Annotated in this window: 20 protein-coding genes and 1 tRNA gene; 8 read left to right on the plus strand and 13 right to left on the minus strand. The window is 58.5% G+C overall.

The genetic code is table 11. The features are described 5' to 3' along the window. Positions 1 to 338 precede the first annotated feature (338 nt). On the minus strand, positions 339 to 1,250 hold the full coding sequence (glfT1, locus tag ACXM2N_RS00640) for a galactofuranosyltransferase GlfT1 (RefSeq protein WP_458489046.1): 912 nt from the start codon (positions 1,248 to 1,250) through the stop codon (positions 339 to 341). 133 nt (positions 1,251 to 1,383) lie between these two features. Between glfT1 and ACXM2N_RS00645 the strand changes: the two genes are divergently transcribed. From ACXM2N_RS00645 to ACXM2N_RS00660, 4 genes are all read left to right on the plus strand, one after another. Then, positions 1,384 to 2,553 carry a metal ABC transporter substrate-binding protein gene (locus tag ACXM2N_RS00645; RefSeq protein ID WP_458489048.1) on the plus strand — a complete coding sequence of 390 codons (1,170 nt, stop codon included), beginning with the start codon at positions 1,384 to 1,386 and terminating at the stop codon, positions 2,551 to 2,553. 150 nt (positions 2,554 to 2,703) lie between these two features. Next, the gene (locus ACXM2N_RS00650; RefSeq protein WP_458489050.1) at positions 2,704 to 3,423 is read left to right on the plus strand and encodes a metal ABC transporter ATP-binding protein; all 720 of its coding nucleotides are present in this window, start codon (positions 2,704 to 2,706) and stop codon (positions 3,421 to 3,423) included. Further along, positions 3,420 to 4,283 carry a metal ABC transporter permease gene (locus tag ACXM2N_RS00655; protein WP_458489052.1) on the plus strand — a complete coding sequence of 288 codons (864 nt, stop codon included), beginning with the start codon at positions 3,420 to 3,422 and terminating at the stop codon, positions 4,281 to 4,283. The genes ACXM2N_RS00650 and ACXM2N_RS00655 overlap by 4 nt, the downstream gene beginning before the upstream one ends. Next, positions 4,280 to 5,134 (plus strand): metal ABC transporter permease, encoded by an 855-nt coding sequence (locus ACXM2N_RS00660; RefSeq protein WP_458489054.1) that lies wholly within the window; start codon positions 4,280 to 4,282, stop codon positions 5,132 to 5,134. Before ACXM2N_RS00655 ends, ACXM2N_RS00660 begins: the two co-directional genes overlap by 4 nt. A 70-nt stretch (positions 5,135 to 5,204) precedes the next feature. Here the strand turns inward: ACXM2N_RS00660 and wzt are convergent, their stop codons facing one another. Together wzt and wzm are read right to left on the minus strand one after the other, a co-directional pair. After that, positions 5,205 to 6,002 carry a galactan export ABC transporter ATP-binding subunit Wzt/RfbE gene (gene wzt / locus ACXM2N_RS00665; RefSeq protein ID WP_458489056.1) on the minus strand — a complete coding sequence of 266 codons (798 nt, stop codon included), beginning with the start codon at positions 6,000 to 6,002 and terminating at the stop codon, positions 5,205 to 5,207. A gap of 58 nt (positions 6,003 to 6,060) precedes the next feature. Next, positions 6,061 to 6,930 (minus strand): galactan export ABC transporter permease subunit Wzm/RfbD, encoded by an 870-nt coding sequence (gene wzm, locus ACXM2N_RS00670; protein WP_458491172.1) that lies wholly within the window; start codon positions 6,928 to 6,930, stop codon positions 6,061 to 6,063. Positions 6,931 to 7,044: 114 nt separating this feature from the next. Here wzm and ACXM2N_RS00675 point away from each other — a divergent pair, with 114 nt between their 5' ends. Further along, positions 7,045 to 8,250 (plus strand): aminotransferase class V-fold PLP-dependent enzyme, encoded by a 1,206-nt coding sequence (locus ACXM2N_RS00675; RefSeq protein WP_458489058.1) that lies wholly within the window; start codon positions 7,045 to 7,047, stop codon positions 8,248 to 8,250. Positions 8,251 to 8,269: 19 nt separating this feature from the next. Next, the gene (locus tag ACXM2N_RS00680) at positions 8,270 to 8,593 is read left to right on the plus strand and encodes a hypothetical protein (protein ID WP_458489060.1); all 324 of its coding nucleotides are present in this window, start codon (positions 8,270 to 8,272) and stop codon (positions 8,591 to 8,593) included. A gap of 374 nt (positions 8,594 to 8,967) precedes the next feature. On the opposite strand, the gene ACXM2N_RS00685 is transcribed toward ACXM2N_RS00680, so the two are convergent. Together ACXM2N_RS00685 and ACXM2N_RS00690 are read right to left on the minus strand one after the other, a co-directional pair. Beyond that, positions 8,968 to 9,204, minus strand: coding sequence for a hypothetical protein (locus ACXM2N_RS00685; protein ID WP_458489062.1), 237 nt, complete (start codon positions 9,202 to 9,204; stop codon positions 8,968 to 8,970). A 558-nt stretch (positions 9,205 to 9,762) separates the two neighbouring features. Beyond that, positions 9,763 to 10,713: an NAD(P)H-quinone oxidoreductase gene (locus ACXM2N_RS00690; protein WP_458489064.1), complete on the minus strand. Its 951-nt coding sequence runs from the start codon at positions 10,711 to 10,713 to the stop codon at positions 9,763 to 9,765. 70 nt (positions 10,714 to 10,783) lie between these two features. Here ACXM2N_RS00690 and ACXM2N_RS00695 point away from each other — a divergent pair. Beyond that, a tRNA-Ser gene (locus ACXM2N_RS00695) sits at positions 10,784 to 10,871 on the plus strand. Between the two features lie 169 nt (positions 10,872 to 11,040). On the opposite strand, the gene ACXM2N_RS00700 is transcribed toward ACXM2N_RS00695, so the two are convergent. The 4 genes from ACXM2N_RS00700 to cobT all read right to left on the minus strand — a co-directional run bounded on the left by ACXM2N_RS00700 (position 11,041) and on the right by cobT (position 15,583). Next, positions 11,041 to 12,858 carry an ABC transporter ATP-binding protein gene (locus ACXM2N_RS00700; protein ID WP_458489066.1) on the minus strand — a complete coding sequence of 606 codons (1,818 nt, stop codon included), beginning with the start codon at positions 12,856 to 12,858 and terminating at the stop codon, positions 11,041 to 11,043. A gap of 299 nt (positions 12,859 to 13,157) precedes the next feature. Next, positions 13,158 to 13,940, minus strand: a complete 783-nt coding sequence (locus ACXM2N_RS00705; RefSeq protein WP_458489068.1) for an adenosylcobinamide-GDP ribazoletransferase — start codon at positions 13,938 to 13,940, stop codon at positions 13,158 to 13,160. A 3-nt stretch (positions 13,941 to 13,943) separates the two neighbouring features. Then, positions 13,944 to 14,498: a bifunctional adenosylcobinamide kinase/adenosylcobinamide-phosphate guanylyltransferase gene (cobU, locus tag ACXM2N_RS00710; protein ID WP_458489070.1), complete on the minus strand. Its 555-nt coding sequence runs from the start codon at positions 14,496 to 14,498 to the stop codon at positions 13,944 to 13,946. Beyond that, a complete protein-coding gene (cobT, locus tag ACXM2N_RS00715) occupies positions 14,495 to 15,583 on the minus strand; it encodes a nicotinate-nucleotide--dimethylbenzimidazole phosphoribosyltransferase (protein ID WP_458489072.1) in 1,089 nt (362 codons plus the stop codon). Before cobT ends, cobU begins: the two co-directional genes overlap by 4 nt. A 123-nt stretch (positions 15,584 to 15,706) precedes the next feature. On the opposite strand from cobT, the gene ACXM2N_RS00720 reads away from it, so the two are divergent. Further along, the gene (locus ACXM2N_RS00720) at positions 15,707 to 16,117 is read left to right on the plus strand and encodes a MarR family winged helix-turn-helix transcriptional regulator (protein WP_458489074.1); all 411 of its coding nucleotides are present in this window, start codon (positions 15,707 to 15,709) and stop codon (positions 16,115 to 16,117) included. Positions 16,118 to 16,397: 280 nt separating this feature from the next. Here ACXM2N_RS00720 and ACXM2N_RS00725 read toward each other — a convergent pair whose 3' ends face one another. The 4 genes from ACXM2N_RS00725 to ACXM2N_RS00740 are packed head-to-tail and all read right to left on the minus strand — an operon-like array spanning position 16,398 to position 19,555. Next, positions 16,398 to 16,988, minus strand: a complete 591-nt coding sequence (locus tag ACXM2N_RS00725; RefSeq protein ID WP_458489076.1) for an ABC transporter ATP-binding protein — start codon at positions 16,986 to 16,988, stop codon at positions 16,398 to 16,400. Next, positions 16,985 to 17,767: an ATP-binding cassette domain-containing protein gene (locus ACXM2N_RS00730; RefSeq protein WP_458489078.1), complete on the minus strand. Its 783-nt coding sequence runs from the start codon at positions 17,765 to 17,767 to the stop codon at positions 16,985 to 16,987. Before ACXM2N_RS00730 ends, ACXM2N_RS00725 begins: the two co-directional genes overlap by 4 nt. Next, entirely contained in the window at positions 17,760 to 18,566 is an 807-nt protein-coding gene (locus ACXM2N_RS00735) for an ABC transporter permease (protein ID WP_458489080.1), read from the minus strand. Before ACXM2N_RS00735 ends, ACXM2N_RS00730 begins: the two co-directional genes overlap by 8 nt. Beyond that, a complete protein-coding gene (locus ACXM2N_RS00740) occupies positions 18,563 to 19,555 on the minus strand; it encodes an ABC transporter permease (protein ID WP_458489082.1) in 993 nt (330 codons plus the stop codon). Before ACXM2N_RS00740 ends, ACXM2N_RS00735 begins: the two co-directional genes overlap by 4 nt. Position 19,556: the final 1 nt, after the last annotated feature.

Genomic DNA, 19,556 nt, shown 5'->3' on the forward strand with positions numbered 1-19,556 from the left:
GAAATGAGGCGTGTGGCAAAAGGGAGACAACGTTGATGTGGGAGGCGTAAGTTGCAACGAGTGACCTGCAGTTTTAGGAACGCGCTTGGCGACGATGTCTCCCGTTTTGGCGCTTTCTTGATCGAACCCATAGTTTCAAGAATTAGCGCAGAGGGTGGGGGTGGTTGGAGCTAAAGGCGCGAACCTGGTTTGTGTGTCTTGAGGGGTGTTTGTTACGGATCAGATGCTGCTCTTGCCCCACCTTTGACATTCTTATTCAGGTTGTAAGGGCGTGTTTTGGGCGCCACACATGCCGTGGCGAAAGTATGGCGCTTACTGGGTATTACTGTGGGGGCGAGCTAAGGCCTCTTAAACTTCTCGCTGCGCCCCAGATTGTGCAGCTTCAGCCACTCGATGAAGCCCTTTGGGTCCTTCTTCTGGATGAGGAAGAACCAGCCAAAACGTGCGTATTCCTGCGGCAGTAGACGGCGCATGCCCGGCTGATTCATCAGGTAGCCACGGTTGCGGTAGGTAAAGAAGCGCTTGGCCTCGTTATCTGGGTACTGGGTGTGCATGCGGCCGCCCAGGATGGGCTTGAACTCGTCGGAGCCATTCGGGTGGTGGTAGGTGGTGGTCAGGCAGGTGCCAAACTTGAGCCCGGAGCGCACGAGGCGGCGGTGGTATTCCACCTCGTCGCCGCGGATGAACAGCCGATAGTCCGGCACACCAATGATCTCCATTGCCTTCGCGGAGATCAACGCGCCGTTGAACAGGGACGCGATGCCCTCAAGGAAGTCACCTTCCAGCTCGTCCACGCGACGGTGCCATGTGACGCCCTGGCGCAGCGGGAACGCTAGGAGTTCTGGGTTATTGATGTCAGCTACGACAGGGGAGATCTCATCCAATCCCTCACGCGTTGCGACGTCATAGAGGGTGGCCAGCACGTCGGTGCTGCCCGGGCGTCCATCATCGTCCGCGCACCAGATAGCGTCCGCGCCGAGTGCGAGGGCGGTGAGGAAGCCGTACGCGAAGCCGCCTGCGCCACCTAGATTGGTGTGTGACGGCAGGTAGACGCCACGCTCGCCGGCGACTTCCTGTAGAAGATCCTTGACGGCGTTCTCGTGGCCATTGTCTACGACGATAATCCACTCCACGGGGCGGGTCTGCTGCGCTACAACCTCAAGGGAGGCGCGGAGCATGTCCACGCGCTTGTGGGTAACGATGACTGCAGCGACTTTGTCGGATGCGCGAAGTGAACCGGTGTTAGACATGTGCTTATTTTCCCACAACACACCAGCATTGCGTGGATTAGCGGGGCGCGAGGCCGTGACCTGCGTTTTCACTTAGCGCTCATTATTGAAAAGGTTTGCTTTTAGCTGTGAAGGGGAGCATAATGGCCACACTATGGATACTCGTTTTCAATTAAAGCGCCCTATTGGAAAAACACTGTTGGCAGCGGCCTTTGCCGCCGGCCTATTTAGTACTGCTGCGTGCTCCGTCGAGGATACCTCCGCTACCTCCGGCGGGGACTCGGATGGCGCGCTAAACATTTACGCAACCACCGGCTACATCGCGGACGCGTTGGACAACATCGCCCCTGATGCGGAGGTGACCACCTTGGTAGGGCCAGGCGGTGACCCTCACAGCTACCAGCCTTCCACTAAGGACATTGCTGCGCTCCAGGAAGCAGACGTTGTCTTCTCCAACGGCCTTACCTTGGAGACGGGCATGGATGAGCAACTCGATGATCTTCCTAACCACGTGGCGCTCGGCGAGGAAATCCCAACAGACGGCCTGATGGCCTGGGGCGACGCCGGCCACCAGCACACCCATGGTGACGAGCACGATCACGAACATGAGGGTCACGATCACGAGGCCGCCGATGCACACGATGAGCACGATCATGAGGGTCACGATCACGAGGCCGCTGACGTTCACGATGAGCATGACCATGAGGGGCATGTTCACGAGGGCGCTGAAGCACATGATGAGCATGATCATGAGGGCCATGATCATGAGGGGCACAGCCACGGTGAGTGGGACCCGCACATCTGGAACTCCACCGATAACTGGAAGCTTGTTGTTGACGCGATTGTGAACAAGCTGTCTGAGATCGATTCCGCTAACGCTGACGAGTACAAGGCCAATGCGGATGAGTACAAGTCTGAGATTGACGAGGCCGCGGAGTATGTCCAAGCCAAGATTGATGAGATTCCAGAGGCGTCGCGCATTCTTATCACCAGCCACGATGCGTTCAAGTACTTTGGTGAGCAGTTCGGCATCGAGATTCAGGCGACGGACATTGTTTCCTCCGAGGCGGAGAAGTCAGCTGCAGAGCTGAACGAAATGGCGAAGTTTATTGCTAGCCATGAGATTAAGACCATCTTCCAAGACAACCTCGGCAATCCACAGGCCATTACCTCCCTGCAGGAAGCTGTGAAGGCTGAGGGCTGGGACGTTACGGTTTCTGATGCGAAGCTGTACGCAGGTTCCCTCGGTACGGAGGACGGCACCGATACTTACATTGGCGTGCTTAAGCACAATGCTGACACCATCGCGGATGCGCTGAAGTAACAGCGGTACGCGGTGTATGGCCCTCTCCAATTGTGGGGAGGGCTGCTTCGTTTTCACTAAGTTTTCAATAAAACCCGTAGTTCGTGAATGGGAATACGCCCTGTAATCTAGGTGTTTAAAGTACGTGCGCAGTAAGAAAGGTTCCCCATCATGGCTGATGTCCCCGCGCTCACGCTCACCGATGTCAGTGTGAGCTACGGTGACGTTCGGGCTTGCGAAGGCATCAGTTTCAGTGTCCCGCAGGGCGTAGTGGCTGGTTTGGTTGGCCCCAATGGCGCCGGTAAGTCCACGGTCCTGAAAGCGGCGGTGGATCTGGTGGCGCATTCGGGCCAGGTGGAGTTTTTTGGCCAGCCCTTAGACAGGGTGCGCAAGCGCGTTGGCTACATGCCGCAGTCGGCGGAGGTGGATTGGGATTATCCCATCACTGTTGAGCAGGTGGTGGCCATGGGGCGTTACCCAGCCTTGGGCTGGTTCAAGCGCATGGGGGCGCGGGACCGTGCCGTGGTCACGGAAGCGCTGGACCATGTGGGCCTTGTCGACGTCGCCAAGCGGCAGATCTCTGAGCTCTCCGGCGGCCAGCGCCGCCGCGTGTTTGTGGCGCGCATCCTCGCCCAAGAACCGGACCTGTACCTGATGGACGAACCGTTCGCCGGCGTGGATGTGGCCAGTGAGCACGTGATTCACCACGTGCTCAAGAAGCTGCGCAAGGCGGGGAAGACCGTGGTGATGGTGCACCATGATCTGTCCACCGTAAGTAAGCTGTGCGACGAAGTCTCCATCATCAACCGCAGCGTTGTCTCCACAGGGCCAACGAAGGAATCGTTCACCAAGGAGAACGTGAAGCAGGCGTTCGGGTTGGGGCTTTTGTGAGCATCATCGAATTCCTCTCCACGTTTGGTTACCGCCGGATCGTGCTGGGAACGGCCATGATTGGCCTTGTTGCTGGTGCGATGGGCGCATTCCTGTACCTGCGGCGGCAGTCCCTCCTGTCCGGTGTGATCGGCCATTCGGCCACACCTGGCGTGATGGGCGCTTTTCTTCTTGTCTCACTACTGCTTCCCCAGGCGGATCCACGGTCCATGCCAGTTGTTGTGGTGGGTGCCCTGATCACGGGTCTCGGTGCTGCGCTCATGGCCAACCGGATCGCTTCCACCACCCGCATCGGTATCGACGCCACTATGGCGGTCATGTTCTCCCTGTTCCTAGGTGGCGGTCTGTTGATCCTGCAGGTCATTCAGAACTCCACGCTGCCTGATAAGGGCGGTATTGAGGAGTTCATGTTCGGCAACGCAACGCGTCTTACCAACTTAGACGTGACCACAATCTTTGCTGTGGCGGTGCTAGTCCTCCTCGTGCTGGCACTACTGTGGCGCCCATTTAGCCTGATGACCTTCGACGTCGGCTTCTCCCGCTCGGTGGGGCTGCCGCTGGGGTGGCTTTCACCTCTGCTGTTTGGCCTGATCGTGCTGGCCATGGTGATTGGCATCAAAGCCGTGGGGCTGATCCTGATGATTGCTTTCGCAGTCTTTCCACCAGCAGCAGCGCGCCAGTTCACCAAGACACTCGGGCAGATGACCATTGCTTCCGCCCTCATTGGCGCGGTGTGCGGCGTGGTAGGAACCTACGTTTCTATTGCGGTAGGCGGCATTCCCACAGGCCCGACGATTGTGGTTGTGTTGGGTGTCGCTGTGGTGCTGTCCTTTGCGCTGGGAAGGTTGGTGCGTCGATGAGCTTTGTTGTTGCCGTATCCCTTCTCGCCGCAGTGGTGGCTGTTGCCTGCTCAATCCCGGGTATCGTTCTTGTCCTACGCCGTCAGGCCATGCTCTCCGACGCGCTCTCACACGCCGTTCTGCCTGGTGTCATTGTGGGCGCCTGGGCTGCCGGGACCACTGCCTCGCCCTTGTTGCTTCTGGGCGCAACAGTGTCCGGCGTCCTCGTCATCGCACTCACGGAGTGGATTCGCTCCCGTGGGCGCGTGACCGCCGATTCCGCCACCGGGTTGGTGTTTCCCGTTTTCTTTGCCGTGGGCATCATATTGCTGTCCACTGTGATGAAAGAGAGTCCGATCAACGAGTCCACGGTGCTGGTGGGGGACCTCAACATCGCGGCCATGAAGCGACTCATTATCGGCGGTTTTGATGTAGGCCCGGTGGACGCGTGGATCGTGGGTGGCGTAGGCCTCGTAACTGCGCTGGCCATCTGGTTGTTCCGCCGCCCGCTCACGGTTAGTTCCTTTGACCCCGTATTTGGCCAAAGTATCGGTCTCAGAGAACGTGTGGTCCACTACGTGATCATGACGCTCGTGGCGCTCACCGTGGTTGCTGCGTTCAATGCCGCCGGCGCCGTACTCCTGGTGGCGCTCATGATTGTGCCCGCTGCCACCGCCACAATGTTTACCAAGACCCTCGGCGGGCTGTGTGGCTTCACCGTCATCTTCGCGCTGCTGAGCTCGCAAATTGGGTTCTGGATCGCCTACCACCTCAATACCGCCACATCGCCAACCATGGCATTCGTGGGTGGAGTGCTCTTCCTCATGGGATACGGCGTGCACATGGCCCGCAGAACCCTACAGAGCACCTAAGGCTGGGTTAACTTCAGCCAGAAAAAATGCCACTTCAGTTGCGAAGTGGCAGTGAAACTTTGTGAGCACTCTAGGCTTCTTGCTCGTTTTCCATCCGAGAGAGCAGGCGACGGACATGATCGCCAGCGTCCTTACCCTCATAGGCTTCCACAACGTCTGGGATAGGGCCGGCCTGGCGGATCGTGCCGTGGTCAATCCACAGTGCGGAGTCACACAGTTGAGCGAGGAAGTCATTGGAGTGGGAAGCAAACACTAGAATGCCGGAGCGCTCAACGAGCTCCTGGAGGCGGACGCGCGCCTTGGCCATGAAGGCGGCGTCTACGGCGCCGATGCCCTCGTCGAGAAGCAGAATCTCCGGCTCGATGGACGTCACCACACCCAGTGCAAGACGAATGCGCATACCCGTGGAGTAGGTGCGCAGGGGCATGGCCAGGTACTCACCGAGTTCAGAGAACTCTGCGATCTCATCCATCTTCTGCTTCATCTGCTTGCGCGTCTGGCCGAGGAACAGGCCACGGATGATGATGTTCTCATAGCCGGAGATCTCCGGATCCATGCCCACGCCCAGATCGAAAACTGGGGCCACACGGCCACGGACATGCGCGGAGCCGCGGGTCGGTTCGTAGATGCCGGATAGCAGACGCAAGAGGGTGGACTTGCCGGCGCCGTTGTGGCCCACCAAGCCAATGCGGTCGCCTTCGCGCAGGTGAAGATTGATGTCCTTGAGCGCCTCCACCACCACGGTGTTGTCCTTGTTTCGGCCAATTGCGCCGCCGGCTGCGCCAAGGAAGGCTTTCTTCATGGAGCGAGACTTTGCATCAAAGATGGGGAAGTCAACGCACGCATTGTAGGTATCGATAGAAACCATGATTTTTCCTTTTGCTGTGTACTGGGTTGTTCCTTATGGCTGTAGGTGGTGAAACCGCCTACACCCAGTAGCTGACGCGGAAGCGCCACTGACGCATGGCGAGGAGAGTAAGGAGGACGCCACCAACAGTCAGGGCGATGACGATCCACCAGTGGTAGCTCGGCAGAGGTGCGCCAATCATGGGGGCGCGGACAACCTCAAGGTAGTGGTACAGCGGGTTCAGCTGGGCAAGTTTAGCGCGCTCGGAGATCTCGCCACCCTGCTCGTAGAGGGTCTGAGTGGTCCACACGATAGGCGTGACATAGAACAACAGCTGCGCACCGGATTCCAGCAGAGGTGCCACGTCGCGGTAGCGGGTAGCCACAATGCCAAAGAACATGGTGACCCACACACCGTTGACAACCAGCAGCGCGAAGCCCGGCAAGATGAGCAAAATATCCCAGCCCAGCGGCCGTGGGAAGATCAGCATCAAAATGACCCAAATGACCAAGTTGTGGGCGAGGAACAGGGTTTGCTTCCACACTAATCGGTACACGTGCACCGAAAGCGCCGAAGGAAGCTGCTTGATCAGACCCTCATTATCAATGAAGACTTCTGCACCTTCCTTGATGCAGCCCTGGATGAAGTTCCAGATGATCAAGCCAACCGTGACGTGCGGCAGGAAGTCTGCCAGCGGAATCTTAAAGAGCACAGAGTACAGCAGGCCAAGGGCAACGGCCATGACGCCGGTTGCGATGGTGATCCAGATCGGGCCCAGCGTAGAGCGGCGGTAGCGCTGCTTGATATCCTGCCAGCCCAATTGCAGCCACAGTTCGCGCTGGCCAAAGCCGCGCACGAGGTCATTCCACGCCATTCCGAAGGTCTTTGACTTCGAAGGCTCCGGCGTTGCCTCACCTGTGCCCAAGATGCGGGCGAGGTCTGCCTCTATGTCTTTGGATTTCGCTTGATCATGCACAAATAGTTAGCCTAGCTGGCTAAGTGCAAACATTGAATCTGACAGGCATACTATGATGAGTTAATTGTTGTGTAACGGAAGTGTCTTATGGTCTTTGATGTCGCCCGTGTTCGAGGTTTGTACACCTCGCTCAGTGATGGTTGGACCTACCTGAACGCCACCGGCACCCCGCAGGTACCGGAGCAGGTATCAGGCGCGGTAGCTCGCTGTTTTCGCAGTTCAACCGTCTTGGAGCCAGTAGCATTCGGTGTGGAGGACGCCGCGGGTTCTCACTCTCGTGTGCACTCTGCACACCTGCCGATGGCTAGTCGACACATCGCTTCGGCCCGCCGGGCTCTTGCAGACCTGTGTGGAGTTGGCCCAGATTGTGTGATTTTGGGCCCGTCTTTGGAAGTCCTCTACGCACAATTGTCTGAGGCAGTGCGCCCCTTGATGCGGCGCGGTGCCACGTTGGTCACCTCCCGCGCTGACAAGCTGCGCATCACAGGGGACTATGAGCAATCCTTTGCTGAGTCCGATCTAGGGACTGGTGAGGTTCCAGCATTCCAGTTTGAAAAGCTTGTCGACGGCGCCACGCGCCTCGTCACCATCTCAGCAGCCCACCGCACGGTGGGCAACATAAACCCAGTGGAGGAGATCGCTGAGATTGTCCACCGTAAGTCCCGCGCATGGGTAGTGGTGGATGCCAGTGGCATAGCAGGTATTCGCTCTGTGCAGCTCGACGATTTAGGCGCTGACATCGTTGCACTAGATTGCGCTGCCTTTGGCGGCCCCGATATTGCGGCGCTGGTCTTCCGCGACGAGCGCATGTTCCCACGGGTGAACGCGGATGCCTTCACAGAGAAAGTATCACCGGGCCTGGCTGGTGGCGTGGACGCTGTGGTAGACCACATCGCATCGCTGGATGAAAGCGCCCGCGGTACGCGGAAGAAGCGCTTGGCATCGAGCGTGGCAGCGGCTGGCAACTACATGCACTACCTGGGCGGTTACCTAGTGGACTCGCTCTCTGCGCTGCCAAGCGTTCACGTCTTTGGCGTTTCTGGTGAGGCTGCGGCTGGTTCAACCGTGGATCGTATCCCCGTTGCCACCTTCTTTATTGGCCACGTCCCTGCGATCACCATCCACCGCCGTCTCATTGAGCATCACCTGGTGACCACAATGTTGGAATCGGATCCACTGCTCCGCGCCATGGGTATTTCCGATACCCGCGGTGTCATTAGCGTTGGCCTTGGACCCTACAACACCACCCATGACGTTGATCAGCTCGTGCGCGTAGTTGCTTCCTTGGCGTAGATGGCAAAAGGGAGACGTCGTGAGTGTTCGCAGTAGTAAAACCGCAGGTCGCGATTTCCCAAAAGCGCAACGTTGTCTCCCGTTTGCCGTGGGATGCGCGATGATCACAGCGTTGAGTGGCTGCGGCAACTACGTGGATGCCCATGCCGAGGGAATCTCCGCCGTTTCCCGCGCTCCGGACGGCGGATACTCCTACCACGTTTACTCATGTGAGGATTACAAAACTGGAGGCTCAAAAGTCCTCGCCTCAGAACGCGCAGCCCGCATCGAAGACCTCCAAAAGGCCCTATTGATGCTAGAGCGCGGATCATCTGACACCCCAGCCCCCGAACCGTCGAGGTAACCTACCGACGACAACACTGCAGACTCAGAATCTCCCGCCACACCTTCCTCAACAGAAGCAGAGACTGCACACGAGGAAGAACCCAAGCAACCCCCACAGCAAGGATTCTTCGGACACCTTCGTGGCCTATTTTCCTAGCCAGTGTCGAATGATCTCCTGGGCGTGACGCAACGCCTCCCCATCCGAATTACCTGACCGAGATGCAGCATCTATGGCCGATGCCATCACCCGCGCTGACTTCCCACACGGTCAAGTTGGAAAGACTAAACGGGTAAGAACCTTTAAAGGTGCTTACCCGTTTAGTCTTTTATCGTGTCTCAGAACTCTTATTTAGGAAAGCGCATTACACCTGTTGAACAGGAACTTCTTTGTACCTAAACAATCGCAGCAATTTGAGCTGCAAAGACGCTCATTTTAATATCCGCACCTGTCTGCTCGCGGAACTCTTTAGACGCCTCAGACCAATCCCCTTGTTTAGCAAGAGCTACTACATTTTTCATTCGCTCCTGGAGGAAGAATTCGCGAGCTGATTTATCCAGCAGATAAGTTTGAACAAATCGAGCAGAGTCCTGTGCGGCTTTGGGGGCAGGAACAAATTTAGAAAGACTCATTTGCTTAGGCCCACCTCGTTGCGCACCATGCTCCCGCGCCGGCAAGTGCAGCAGCAGCTGGGACTTTAAGCCTTAGTTTGGTGACCATGAAGAATTAGCCTTTCAAAAAGGAGAGCTAGATTTCGGAGGAGGGCTGCTCTCAAATTCCGTAAGGAACAATCGAAAACAGGTAGCTATGAAAATATAAACCTGCATTTAAATTCATAGCATCGATACGGTAACACCTATCGGATAAATTTTCAGCACTTATACATTCTGGGCCCCCTTAGGGGAAATACGTATAAGCCTCATCCAACTATGGAAAACCCGGCAGAGAATTAGGCAGTCGCTTAATGTCGCCGCTTTTTCTTTGCCCTACGGGCGGCACGATTCAAGCCAGCAGGGGTGGCTGAACGTCGCGCATTTTTCTCCATAAGCTCGGCAAACTCACGCACCGCAAGCGCTAACTCCTGGTGCCCATCACTGACATAGAACTCGCGCCTCGCGGATCGCGCACCTGGCCGGCAGCACTCCGCTACTGGGCAGGTGCGCGATAACCCCAGCTAGGGGGTTCAGTGATTAGTCGACGGTCAGGACAATCTTGCCGGTGACCTCGCCACTGTCGAGCATTTCGTGTGCTTTCTGCGCCTCGGCGAGGGGCAGGGTGGCGTGGATCTGGTGCTTGATGGTGCCGTCGGCAAGCAATGGCCAGATGTTTTCCACCGTGGACGCGCAAATGTTTGCCTTATCCTCGAGGTCACGGGCGCGCAGCGCCGTGGCGGAGATCGTACCGCGCTTGGCTAGGAGCTTGCCAATATTGAGCTCACCCTTCACACCGCCCTGCATACCGATGGTGACTTGGTGCCCGTCCTTTGCCATCGCAGTGACGTTCTTATCCAAGTACTTTGCACCAATGATGTCGAGGATGCGGTCCGCCTTGTTCTTAAGAACCTCCGCGAAATCTTCTTCCTTGTAATTGATGAGAATGTCCGCTCCCAAGGCCTTGCATGCATCCAGCTTCTCCTGGGAACCTGCGGTAACAGCGACGGTCGCGCCGATGTGCTTAGCCAGCTGAATGGCAAAAGTGCCAATACCGCCCGCGCCACCATGGATCAAGAACGTGTGCTCAGGCTTGATATCAGCCAGCATGCCAAAGTTGCTCCACACGGTGGTGGCCACCTCAACGACGGCCGCGGCTTCCGCAAAAGAGTAGCCTTCTGGAATTGGCATGCATTGACCTGCAGGAACAGCTACGTACTCGGCGTAACCACCACCCGCGAGCAGACAAGCGACCTCATCGCCTTCCTTGAAGTCAGCGGACTTGGACGCTGCCACAATGCCCGCGCACTCAAGGCCAACGATCTCAGATTCACCCGGTGGTGGTGGGTAGTGTCCGGCTGCCTGCAGGATATCTGCGCGGTTGACGCCGGCGGCCTTAACCTTAACCAGTACCTCGCCCTCTTTCAGCTGTGGCGTGTCCACCTCTGTGAGCTCGAGTTTTTTGTCCTCATTTACCAAAAATGCTTTCATACCCCTCTAGGTTACGGATTTTTGGGTGCTTTGGGGTACAATTCTTCTCGTTGCTATTCGTAGCAACGCTGGAGGTGTGTCAGAGCGGCCGAATGAACTGGTCTTGAAAACCAGCGTATGGAAACATACCCAGGGTTCAAATCCCTGCGCCTCCGCCACAAACCCCGTTCCTTGTGAGCGGGGTTTTTGCGTGCTTTACCGCTGGTCATGGCTTTTAATGTTCCATAGCTATAGGGGCTAGAGGGTGCCCACGGGTGCCTGAAACGCCCATAAAATGCCCACTAATGCCCACGCAAAACGCGAGAGGATGAGCTCTCGCGTGAGCGCTTAGACCAGCGCGGCTGCTTCGTCTTTGCTCTCCTTCTCGGCCGCGTGGACGAGTAAAGCGTAGGCGCCGTCGTAGGCCATGAGCTCGTCGTGGGTGCCGCGCTCTGCGATGCGGCCGCCGTCGAGGACAACGATCTGGTCGGCGTCGCGGACGGTGGACAGGCGGTGGGCGATAACCAGGCGGGTGGTGTTGGACTCAAGCACTGCTTCCTGGATTGCGCGCTCGGTCTCGTTATCGAGTGCTGAGGTGGCCTCATCCAAGATCAGGATTTCTGGCTTGCGCAGCAGGGTGCGTGCCAGGGACAGGCGCTGCTGCTCACCGCCGGAGAAGCGGTAGCCGCGGGAACCGACCACGGTGTCTAGGCCTTCAGGCAGGTCCATGACCAGCTTCTCGACGTTCGCGGTGCGCAGCGCGTCCCAGATGTCCTCATCCGTTGCGGTTGGGTTAGCAAACAGCATGTTCTCCCGGACCGTGGCGTGCAGGAGGTAAGTTTCCTGGGACACGACGCCGATGCGTGCGGCACGCTCCTCGGCGGAGAGGTCGCGTAGATCCACGCCACCGATGGTGATGGAGCCGGAGGTGGGGTCAGCAAGGCGAGCCAGCAGGGTTGCGGCGGTGGACTTGCCGGAGCCGGTGTGGCCAACTAGCGCGGTTGTGGTGCCCTCAGGAATCTCTATGGTGATGTTTGACAGGGCGTTGTCTTGCGCACCTGGGTAACGGAAGCTCACGTCCTTGAACTCGATGGAGTTGTCCTTGACGTGCTCGTCCAGCGGATTGTCGGTTTCCTCCACGTCAGGGACAAGGTCTAGGTATTCGAAGATGCGGCTGAACAGTGCCATGGAGGCTACCCACTGGGCGCCCACATTGAGCAGTCCGGTGACCGGGCGGAAGATCTGGGTCTGCAGGGTAGAGAAAGCGATCAGGGTGCCGATGGTCATGCCGCTGCCGGTGGCAGGGAGGCCTGCTACCAAATAGATGAGCGCTGGGATGATGCCGAAGATGACCTGCATGCTTGCCATGCGCCAGCGGCCGGCCAGCTGAGACTCGAGCTCCAGCTTGATCAGCGCTTCAGATACTTCATGGAAGCGGTCAAACACGCGATCCTGTGCGCCGGAGGTCTTGGTCAAACGAACGCCGGACACGGATAGGTTCTCGCTAATGGTTTGCTGGAGCTCCGCCTGAGCACGCTGGCGCTTTTCTGTAATGCGGCGGCGCAACAGTGCGGTCTGGCGGGTGAGCCAGATAGCGGGTGGCAGGGTAACGAGCGAGAGCAGGGACAGAGTTGGGGACAGTGCGACCATGGCGATGATAGTTGCAATGGTCATGGTCACGTTCGAGGCGATAGAAGTCGCGGTGGTGGTGACCACGCTGCGCATGCCGGCGATGTCATTGGTGAGGCGAGACTGCACGTCGCCGCCGCGGTTGCGGGTAAAGAATTGCAAGCTTTGGCGTTGCAAGTTGCCGAATACCTTCACACGCAGGGTGTGCATGATGCCTTGACCCACGGTGGTGGATAGGTAGGTCTGGACAACGCCGATGCCCTGGGTGAGGATCACGAGCCCGATCATGCCTCCTACCAGCCACAAAAGCTGTGGGACATCTTGGTTGGGGATGGCCTCATCCACTGTATGGCGGACCAGGAATGGCTGCACCACGGTGAGCCCGGAGGTGGCCACGATCAGGCCTACGATAATAAGAAGGGTTGCAGCGTGAGGCTTAAATAAAGCTGCGATGCGGGAGAACTCTACTGGTGAGGCCTCAAGCTGCTCGATATCTTCTGGACGTTTCTGGGGTGATTCATTCATAGGAGTACGCATAAGTAATGCTCCTTTACTTCATAAGTCTTCTTCCTTGGATTGCTCCTTGGGGATAGCTGTGGAATTGAGGCTGCTTGCAGCTTCGTGTACGAGGGCCGTGCGCCCGACGCTTAGCGCTTGTAGTTCTATAGAATGCGCTTGGTAGTCCCTGTAGTTACTTCACGTTATTCTTAACCGCAGTCTGAGTTGTTTTATTCCCGGCCCGCAGAGCATGCTTTGCCGCGGTTACAGAGATAGCCCAGTCTGGTGATACAAAATCTGGCTACACAAGGCAGGGAACCGTGAGAAAAACTCCACCCCTAAAGGCACAGTGCTAGAGCAATAGCGCTGGTAGTAACGGTGAGCTCATTGACGGCGCCGTACATGTCCCCGCTGAGACCACCGAAGCGGCGCACCAAGGTCTTCGACCACACTAGCGTCACGGCCTGCGCAGCCAGCACAGCGCAGGCTGCGGCCAGTGCGCTCCACGGGGAGACCGCGCTAAAGCACGCTGCAGCGCAGCCGGTGAGCACTACCAGCCAGAAAGCGACGGTGGCGGGGCGGGTGCAGCCAGCGAACAGTGCACCGAAGCCACCCTCATGGGCTGGTGGAACGCCGGGGCGGGTGGCAATGACTACAGCGATGCGTCCAGCCGCGGAGCACAGCGGAAAGCCAACCATGAACGCCCACCATGTTGAAGCGGATGACAGTGCCGCCACCTGGCATAACAGGGTGAGCCCTAGGGTAACCACACCCATGGCGCCGGTATCAGGCTGGCGCATGATCTCGAGCGCACGGGTGGCGTCGCGCCCATCTTTCATGCTGCCCAGCGCCGCGAGCCCGTCAGCGGTATCCGCTAGGCCATCCAGATGCATAGCGCCGATGAGCAGCTGCATGACGGCCACGCCCACTGCCGCCGCGAGCAGGGAGTTACCAGAAATTGCAAAAACAGTGGCACTCACCGCGCCACCGGCAAGGCCCACCAGCGCGCCCACCACAGGGAACCAGAAAATGGCGCGCCGGGCGCGATCCCTAGTGATCTCTAGCGTTGGCGGTAGCGGAACGGTGGTAAACAGGCCGGCACTCACAAGAAAGCTATTCATTGTTTACTTAATCTTCCATGGGATTCCGGCGATGCAGAAAAACACGTGATCGGCACGCGCTGCCAGCGCGGAATTTACCAGCCCCATCTCGTCGCGGAATTTCCGGCCAGCGAAGGTGGAGGGCACCACGCCCTGACCCACCTCATTGGTTACGGCCACCACATTTCTTTCCGACGCCGCCCACGCCTCAGCGAGGGCCGCAACCTTCGCCCGCAGGGCTTCTTCCGCGCTGGGATTCTCCTCCCATGCGCCCACATCATCCATGGCGCGGGTGAGCCACGCGGTGATGCAATCGACCAACAAAAATGCGGGTGATTGGGTGCCCAGTGCGGCTGCTACATCGTCCGATTCCTCCACGTTCCAGTATTTAGGGCGCCGTTGTGCGTGCAGGGCAATACGCTCCTGCCACTCGGGATCGTCAGGGTACGGGCGGGAGGTGGCCAGGTAGTCAACAGCTTCGGCTTGGTGGGCCAGCTGCTCTGCGAGCTTGGATTTTCCAGAACGCACACCGCCAATGATGAGGATGCGGCCCGGGAGATCGGTGAGATTGGGGATCATGCGTCAATCCGTCCAGAGACACCGGAGGACTCAAAGGTGGACATATCGCGCAGCACCCGCGCACCGCAGCGAATGACGGACAGGGCCACCAGTGCGCCACTACCTTCACCTAAGCGCATACCCAAATCCACCAGCGGCTCCTTCTCAAGGTGCGCGAGAGCTACCTGGATACCGGGCTCACAGCCTGTATGACCAGCGATGAGGTAGTCGCTGGCGTGGGGCGCTAAGCCGACGGCAATCAGCGCAGATGCGCAGCTAATCACGCCATCAATGACAACGGGGACTGCGCGGGCGGCGCCCCCGATCATGAAACCGGCCATGCCCGCTAGCTCCAGCCCGCCCACTTTGGATAGAACGTCTAAAGGATCATTCGGGTTGGGGGAGTTTACTTCCAGCGCCTGTGCTACTACCTCTACCTTGCGGGCCAGCATGTCATCAGGGGAACCGGCGCCACGGCCGGTGGTCTGGTGTGCTTCCTTTCCCGTGATGGCCGCAATCACGGCAGCGGCCGCCGTGGTGTTGCAGATCCCCAGCTCGCCGGTGAGCAGGATGTCAGCGCCGCCATCTACCGCCTCATTCGCCAGGGCAATGCCCACCTCAACTGCGCGTTGTGCCTCGTCGCGGGTCATGGCCGGGCCCTGTGTCATGTCCACGGTGCCGCTGCGGACGCGGTGCCGGCGCAGGCCGGGCGCGTCGGGAACGTCACTGGCAATGCCGATGTCGATAGGCCAGACCTGGGTGCCCGTCTCACCGGCAAGCGCGTTGACGCCCGTGCCGCCGTGGCACATATTCACCAGCTGCTGCGCCGAAATCTCCTGCGGCCACGGGGACACGCCTTGCGCATAGACGCCGTGGTCAGCGGCAAAAACGCCCAGAACCCCGCTCGATGGTAGTGCGGGGCGAGGATTATCCTGAATGGCTGCCAACTGGTTACCCACGGTCTCCAATAACCCTAGGGAGCCCGCCGGCTTGGTGAGCCTTGATTGGCGCTGTTCAGCGCGTGCGCGTGCTTGGCTGTCCACGGGAGTAACAGCGTGGAGGGTTGTCTCCAGCAGCGAATGAGTGGGCACGAAGCCTTCCTTCATGTAACAACAATGTAATGGATGAACATATGATACGCCCTCCGATAAAGGGTGACGGCGAATTTGGCTGGCATTTCCGTCAGCTTTCCTAGAGTAACTTCACCTTTTGCGCGGTAGGATTGGCTCATGGCCAACAAGGACTTTGAGATCGCAGAAATGATGAGCCAGATCTCTCGCAGGATTTATCGCCGGAGTAGGCAACTTCCCATCGCTCCGCACCAATCCCGTGCGCTTCGGCTCATTGCCCACGGCGATGTCCGGCCTGCCCGTCTGGCGGAGGCGCTGGGCATTACTCCTCGCGCTGTCACCGACGTGGTAGATGCGCTTTCCGATGCCCGCCTAGTAACCGTTGGCCAAGATCCTACCGACCGCCGTGCCAAGGTGATCTCCATAACCGATACCGGACTCAGGCACCTTGAGGATGTTCAAACTGCACGCGCGGACATTGCCAGCGAACTCCTTGATGTCCTAGATCCAAAGGAGAAAGAATCCCTAGCCGCTGTGCTGAAGAAGATTATGGAGAATGCTGGCGCGTAGCGTCCTTGTTTCCCGTCAACCGTGGCAAACGGGAGACGTCGTCGTGATGGGTGTTTGTAAAACCGCAGGTGGTTGGTTTCGGGGCCGGCTGGTTTTGCTAACGTTGTCTCCCTTTTGCCACCGTGGCCGTGTTTGAAGTCCCGTGTGATGTTGTGTGGGGGCGTTGTGGGCTGGAAATGGCAAACGGGAGACGTCGTCGTGATGGGTGTTTGTAAAACCGCAGGTGGTTGGTTTCGGGGCTCGGTGGTTTTGCCAACGTTGTCTCCCTTTTGCCACCGCTTTATGTGGCATCCAAGGTAATTATCCTGCTGCATAATCTGCTCAGCAGTGCCTCGTCGTGTGAAATGATAAGAATTCCGATTCCCTTCTTTTGAGATATGTGCAGCATATCCCGCCAGATTTCAGCCTGAGCGATACCATCCACCATGGTGGTGATCTCATCGGCGATGATGAAACGCGTGCGATCATCAAAAGCGCGGGCGATGCACAGGCGCTGAAGCTGGCCGCCGGAGACTTCGTGTGACCTGCGGTCAAGCCACTCATCCTGAATCCCAAAAGTTTGCTTGAGCTGCTCAACGTCACCGTGCACGTGCTGGAGCACTTTTCGCAGTGGCCAGCGCGGATTCACGGCCTTTTCTGGGTGCTGATGGATCATTTGAACGGGGTTGAACGCTGCCCGGTCAATGCCAGAAACCGAACCGGTAGTTGGCTCAGAATACCCCGCTAGGATCTTGGCAAAGGTGGTCTTGCCCTGGCCGGAGGGCCCAGAGAGGCCCACGACTTCGCCGGGGTGCAGGGAGAAGGACACGTCCTGAAACAGCGGGGCGGAGCCGGAATAACAAAAACTCAGGCCGGAAGCGCGAAGAGTCATGCGTTTACCTGCCAGTTCACTGGCTGCGCAGCCCACAGAGCGCGGGAGTATTCGTGGCACGATGACGGGGAATTCAGCAGCATTGCGGGGGTAAAGGTGTCGATGATGCGCCCGTCTTTGAACACGGCAATGCGATCGGCCATCTCCATGGCCAGTGGGACGTCATGGGTGATCATGAGGATAGCTGCGCCCTTATCGTGCAAGGCAGTAAAGGTCTCCTTGACCTTCTGCAGTGATTCGTTATCAATGCCGGGTGTGGGCTCATCAGCTATCACGAGCTCAGCGTCAGACGCACCGAAGGAGATGGACGCCAGCAGCACGCGGCGCCGTTGCCCGCCGGAGAGCTCGTGTGGGTAGCGGTGGTAGAGGTCGCGGATTCCATATGAATCCAGTACGTCATGTACATCCTGTGAGGGATAGGAAGTGTGGCCAGCGCGGCGGAGGAACTCACCGATGGTCATGGTGGGATCTAGGTTGTTCACTGATTGCGGGATAAAGCGCAGTTCATTGCCGCGCAGTGATTTCGTGTATGAAGAATCAAGTGGCGCACCGTGGTAGGTGATGCTGCCGGACATGGTGGCATCGGGTGGTAGCAGGCCCATGATGGCGTGAGCGAGCAGGGACTTTCCAGCACCGCTTTGGCCCACCACGGCCATGAACTCCTCTGATGTGAGCTCAAGAGAGCACCCCGCGACGGGATGAGAGACGGCGTGGCCAAAGAGTCCGCGTGGTTTGGTGAAGGTGACGGACACGTCGTTTACTGACAGCAGGCTAGACATGGTGGCCCCCTTTGAGGTTTTCGCCCACGCGGTCAACTAGGCGTACCACCACGATCAGGCAGATGGTGGGTAGGAGCACCAACCACCATTGGCCAGCGCTGATGTTGCGGAGGCCTTCGGAGAGGATGATGCCCAGTGATGGGGTTTGCGGGGACAGCCCGAATCCCAGGAAAGTAAGGGCGGATTCGTGCAGGATCACGTGTGGGAACATCAATAGCATGCCCACCAGTGCCTGCGGGATGATGATGGGTACGAGGTGATGCCATGCGATCTGAAGACGACTCATCCCTTGGCTGCGGGAGAACGCAATATAGTCTGAGCTGCGCACTTTCAGCACTTCGGCGCGGATGATGCGGGCTAGGGAAGGCCAGTGCGTGAGCCCTACGGCAATCAGGATTCCTTTCATGCCGCCGCCGGCGAGGAATGCTAGCAACACCATGAACACGAGGTGTGGCATGGAAATAAATAGGTCAATAAACCACCCGACGGTGGCGTCGAGCCACTTGTTGCCCATGCCCGCCAACACCCCCATGATCACAGCGATGACGGTGGACATCGCTGCCGTTGCGGCACCTAGTGCCAGTGATAAGCGCAGGCCAACCATGGTGCGGGTGAGCATGTCGCGGCCCAGCCAGTCCGCACCGAATGGGTGCTCAAGAGAGGGCAGAGCGTTGCGCGTGGCCACGTTGGTGGCCAGCCCGGATGCAGGCAGCAGCAGTGATGCCAGCGCAATCACAACAATGACGGTGCCGGCGGCGAACAGGGAGCGCGCGAGAGGGGTGGCCTGACGTAGTTTCATGACTCCTCCTTGGCGTCGCCTCTCGAGCCGGCGAGGGTGCGGGTGTCCACGCGGGCGGTGATGATGTCGGCAAGCAGGTTGCCAAAGAACACGAACAGGCAGGAGACCATGACGGCGCCAAGAAGGAGCGGAAGATCGCCGCGCAGGCCGGCCTCGGTCATGACGGAGCCTAAGCCGTGGTAAGAGAAGACCACCTCGGCCAGAGCTGAGCCCCCGAAGAGCTCAGAGAAGAACGAGCACTGCAGCACGATTACTGGGATGACGGTGTTGCGGAAGCCGTGATCGCGAAAGGTGCGCCACGGTGACTTTCCGCGTGCGGTAGCAAAGGTAGCTACCTCGGATTCCAGAAAATCCACCATGGCCTGGCGCGAGTGCAGCGTGGCCTGCGCGATGCCTAGAAGGGTTACGGCAACGCAGGGGAGGATGAAGTGTGAAAGGCGGTTGGCAAGCGTGACATCTTCTGAGAACATTCCCACGGGTTGAGACAGGCCGATGGGGGCGATGCCAAGTAGCACGCCAAAAATGATGAGAAGCACAAGGCCCACCACGAACGTAGGGGTGGACGCGAGCGTGTAGGCCAACCATGAAATCACACGGTCAAGGTGCGTGCCACGGTGGTGTGCGGCGAGGCAGCCGAGGGCGTACCCAAAAATGCCGGACAAGATCCACGAGACCATCATCAGCAGCAATGAGTTGATAAAGGCGGTGGTGATGATGCCCAGCACCGGGGCTTGGTAGATCTGGCTGATTCCAAAATCGCCGCTGATCAGGGCGGTGAGCCAGGCAAGGTAGCGCATGTGCCAGGGCTCATTGAGTCCCCAGCGTTGTTCCAACGCTGCTAATTGAGCATCTGTGGCACCCATCGCGGGGTTCAGGTAGGCGGTGACGGGGTCGATCGGAGAAAGTGACACCAACGCGAAGGTCAGGAAACTAAGCCCTAGCAGCAGGCTGACCAGCCGGAGGGCGCGGATTCCGATACGCGTTGCCAAA

The organism is Corynebacterium sp. ZY180755 (genome assembly GCF_054331495.1).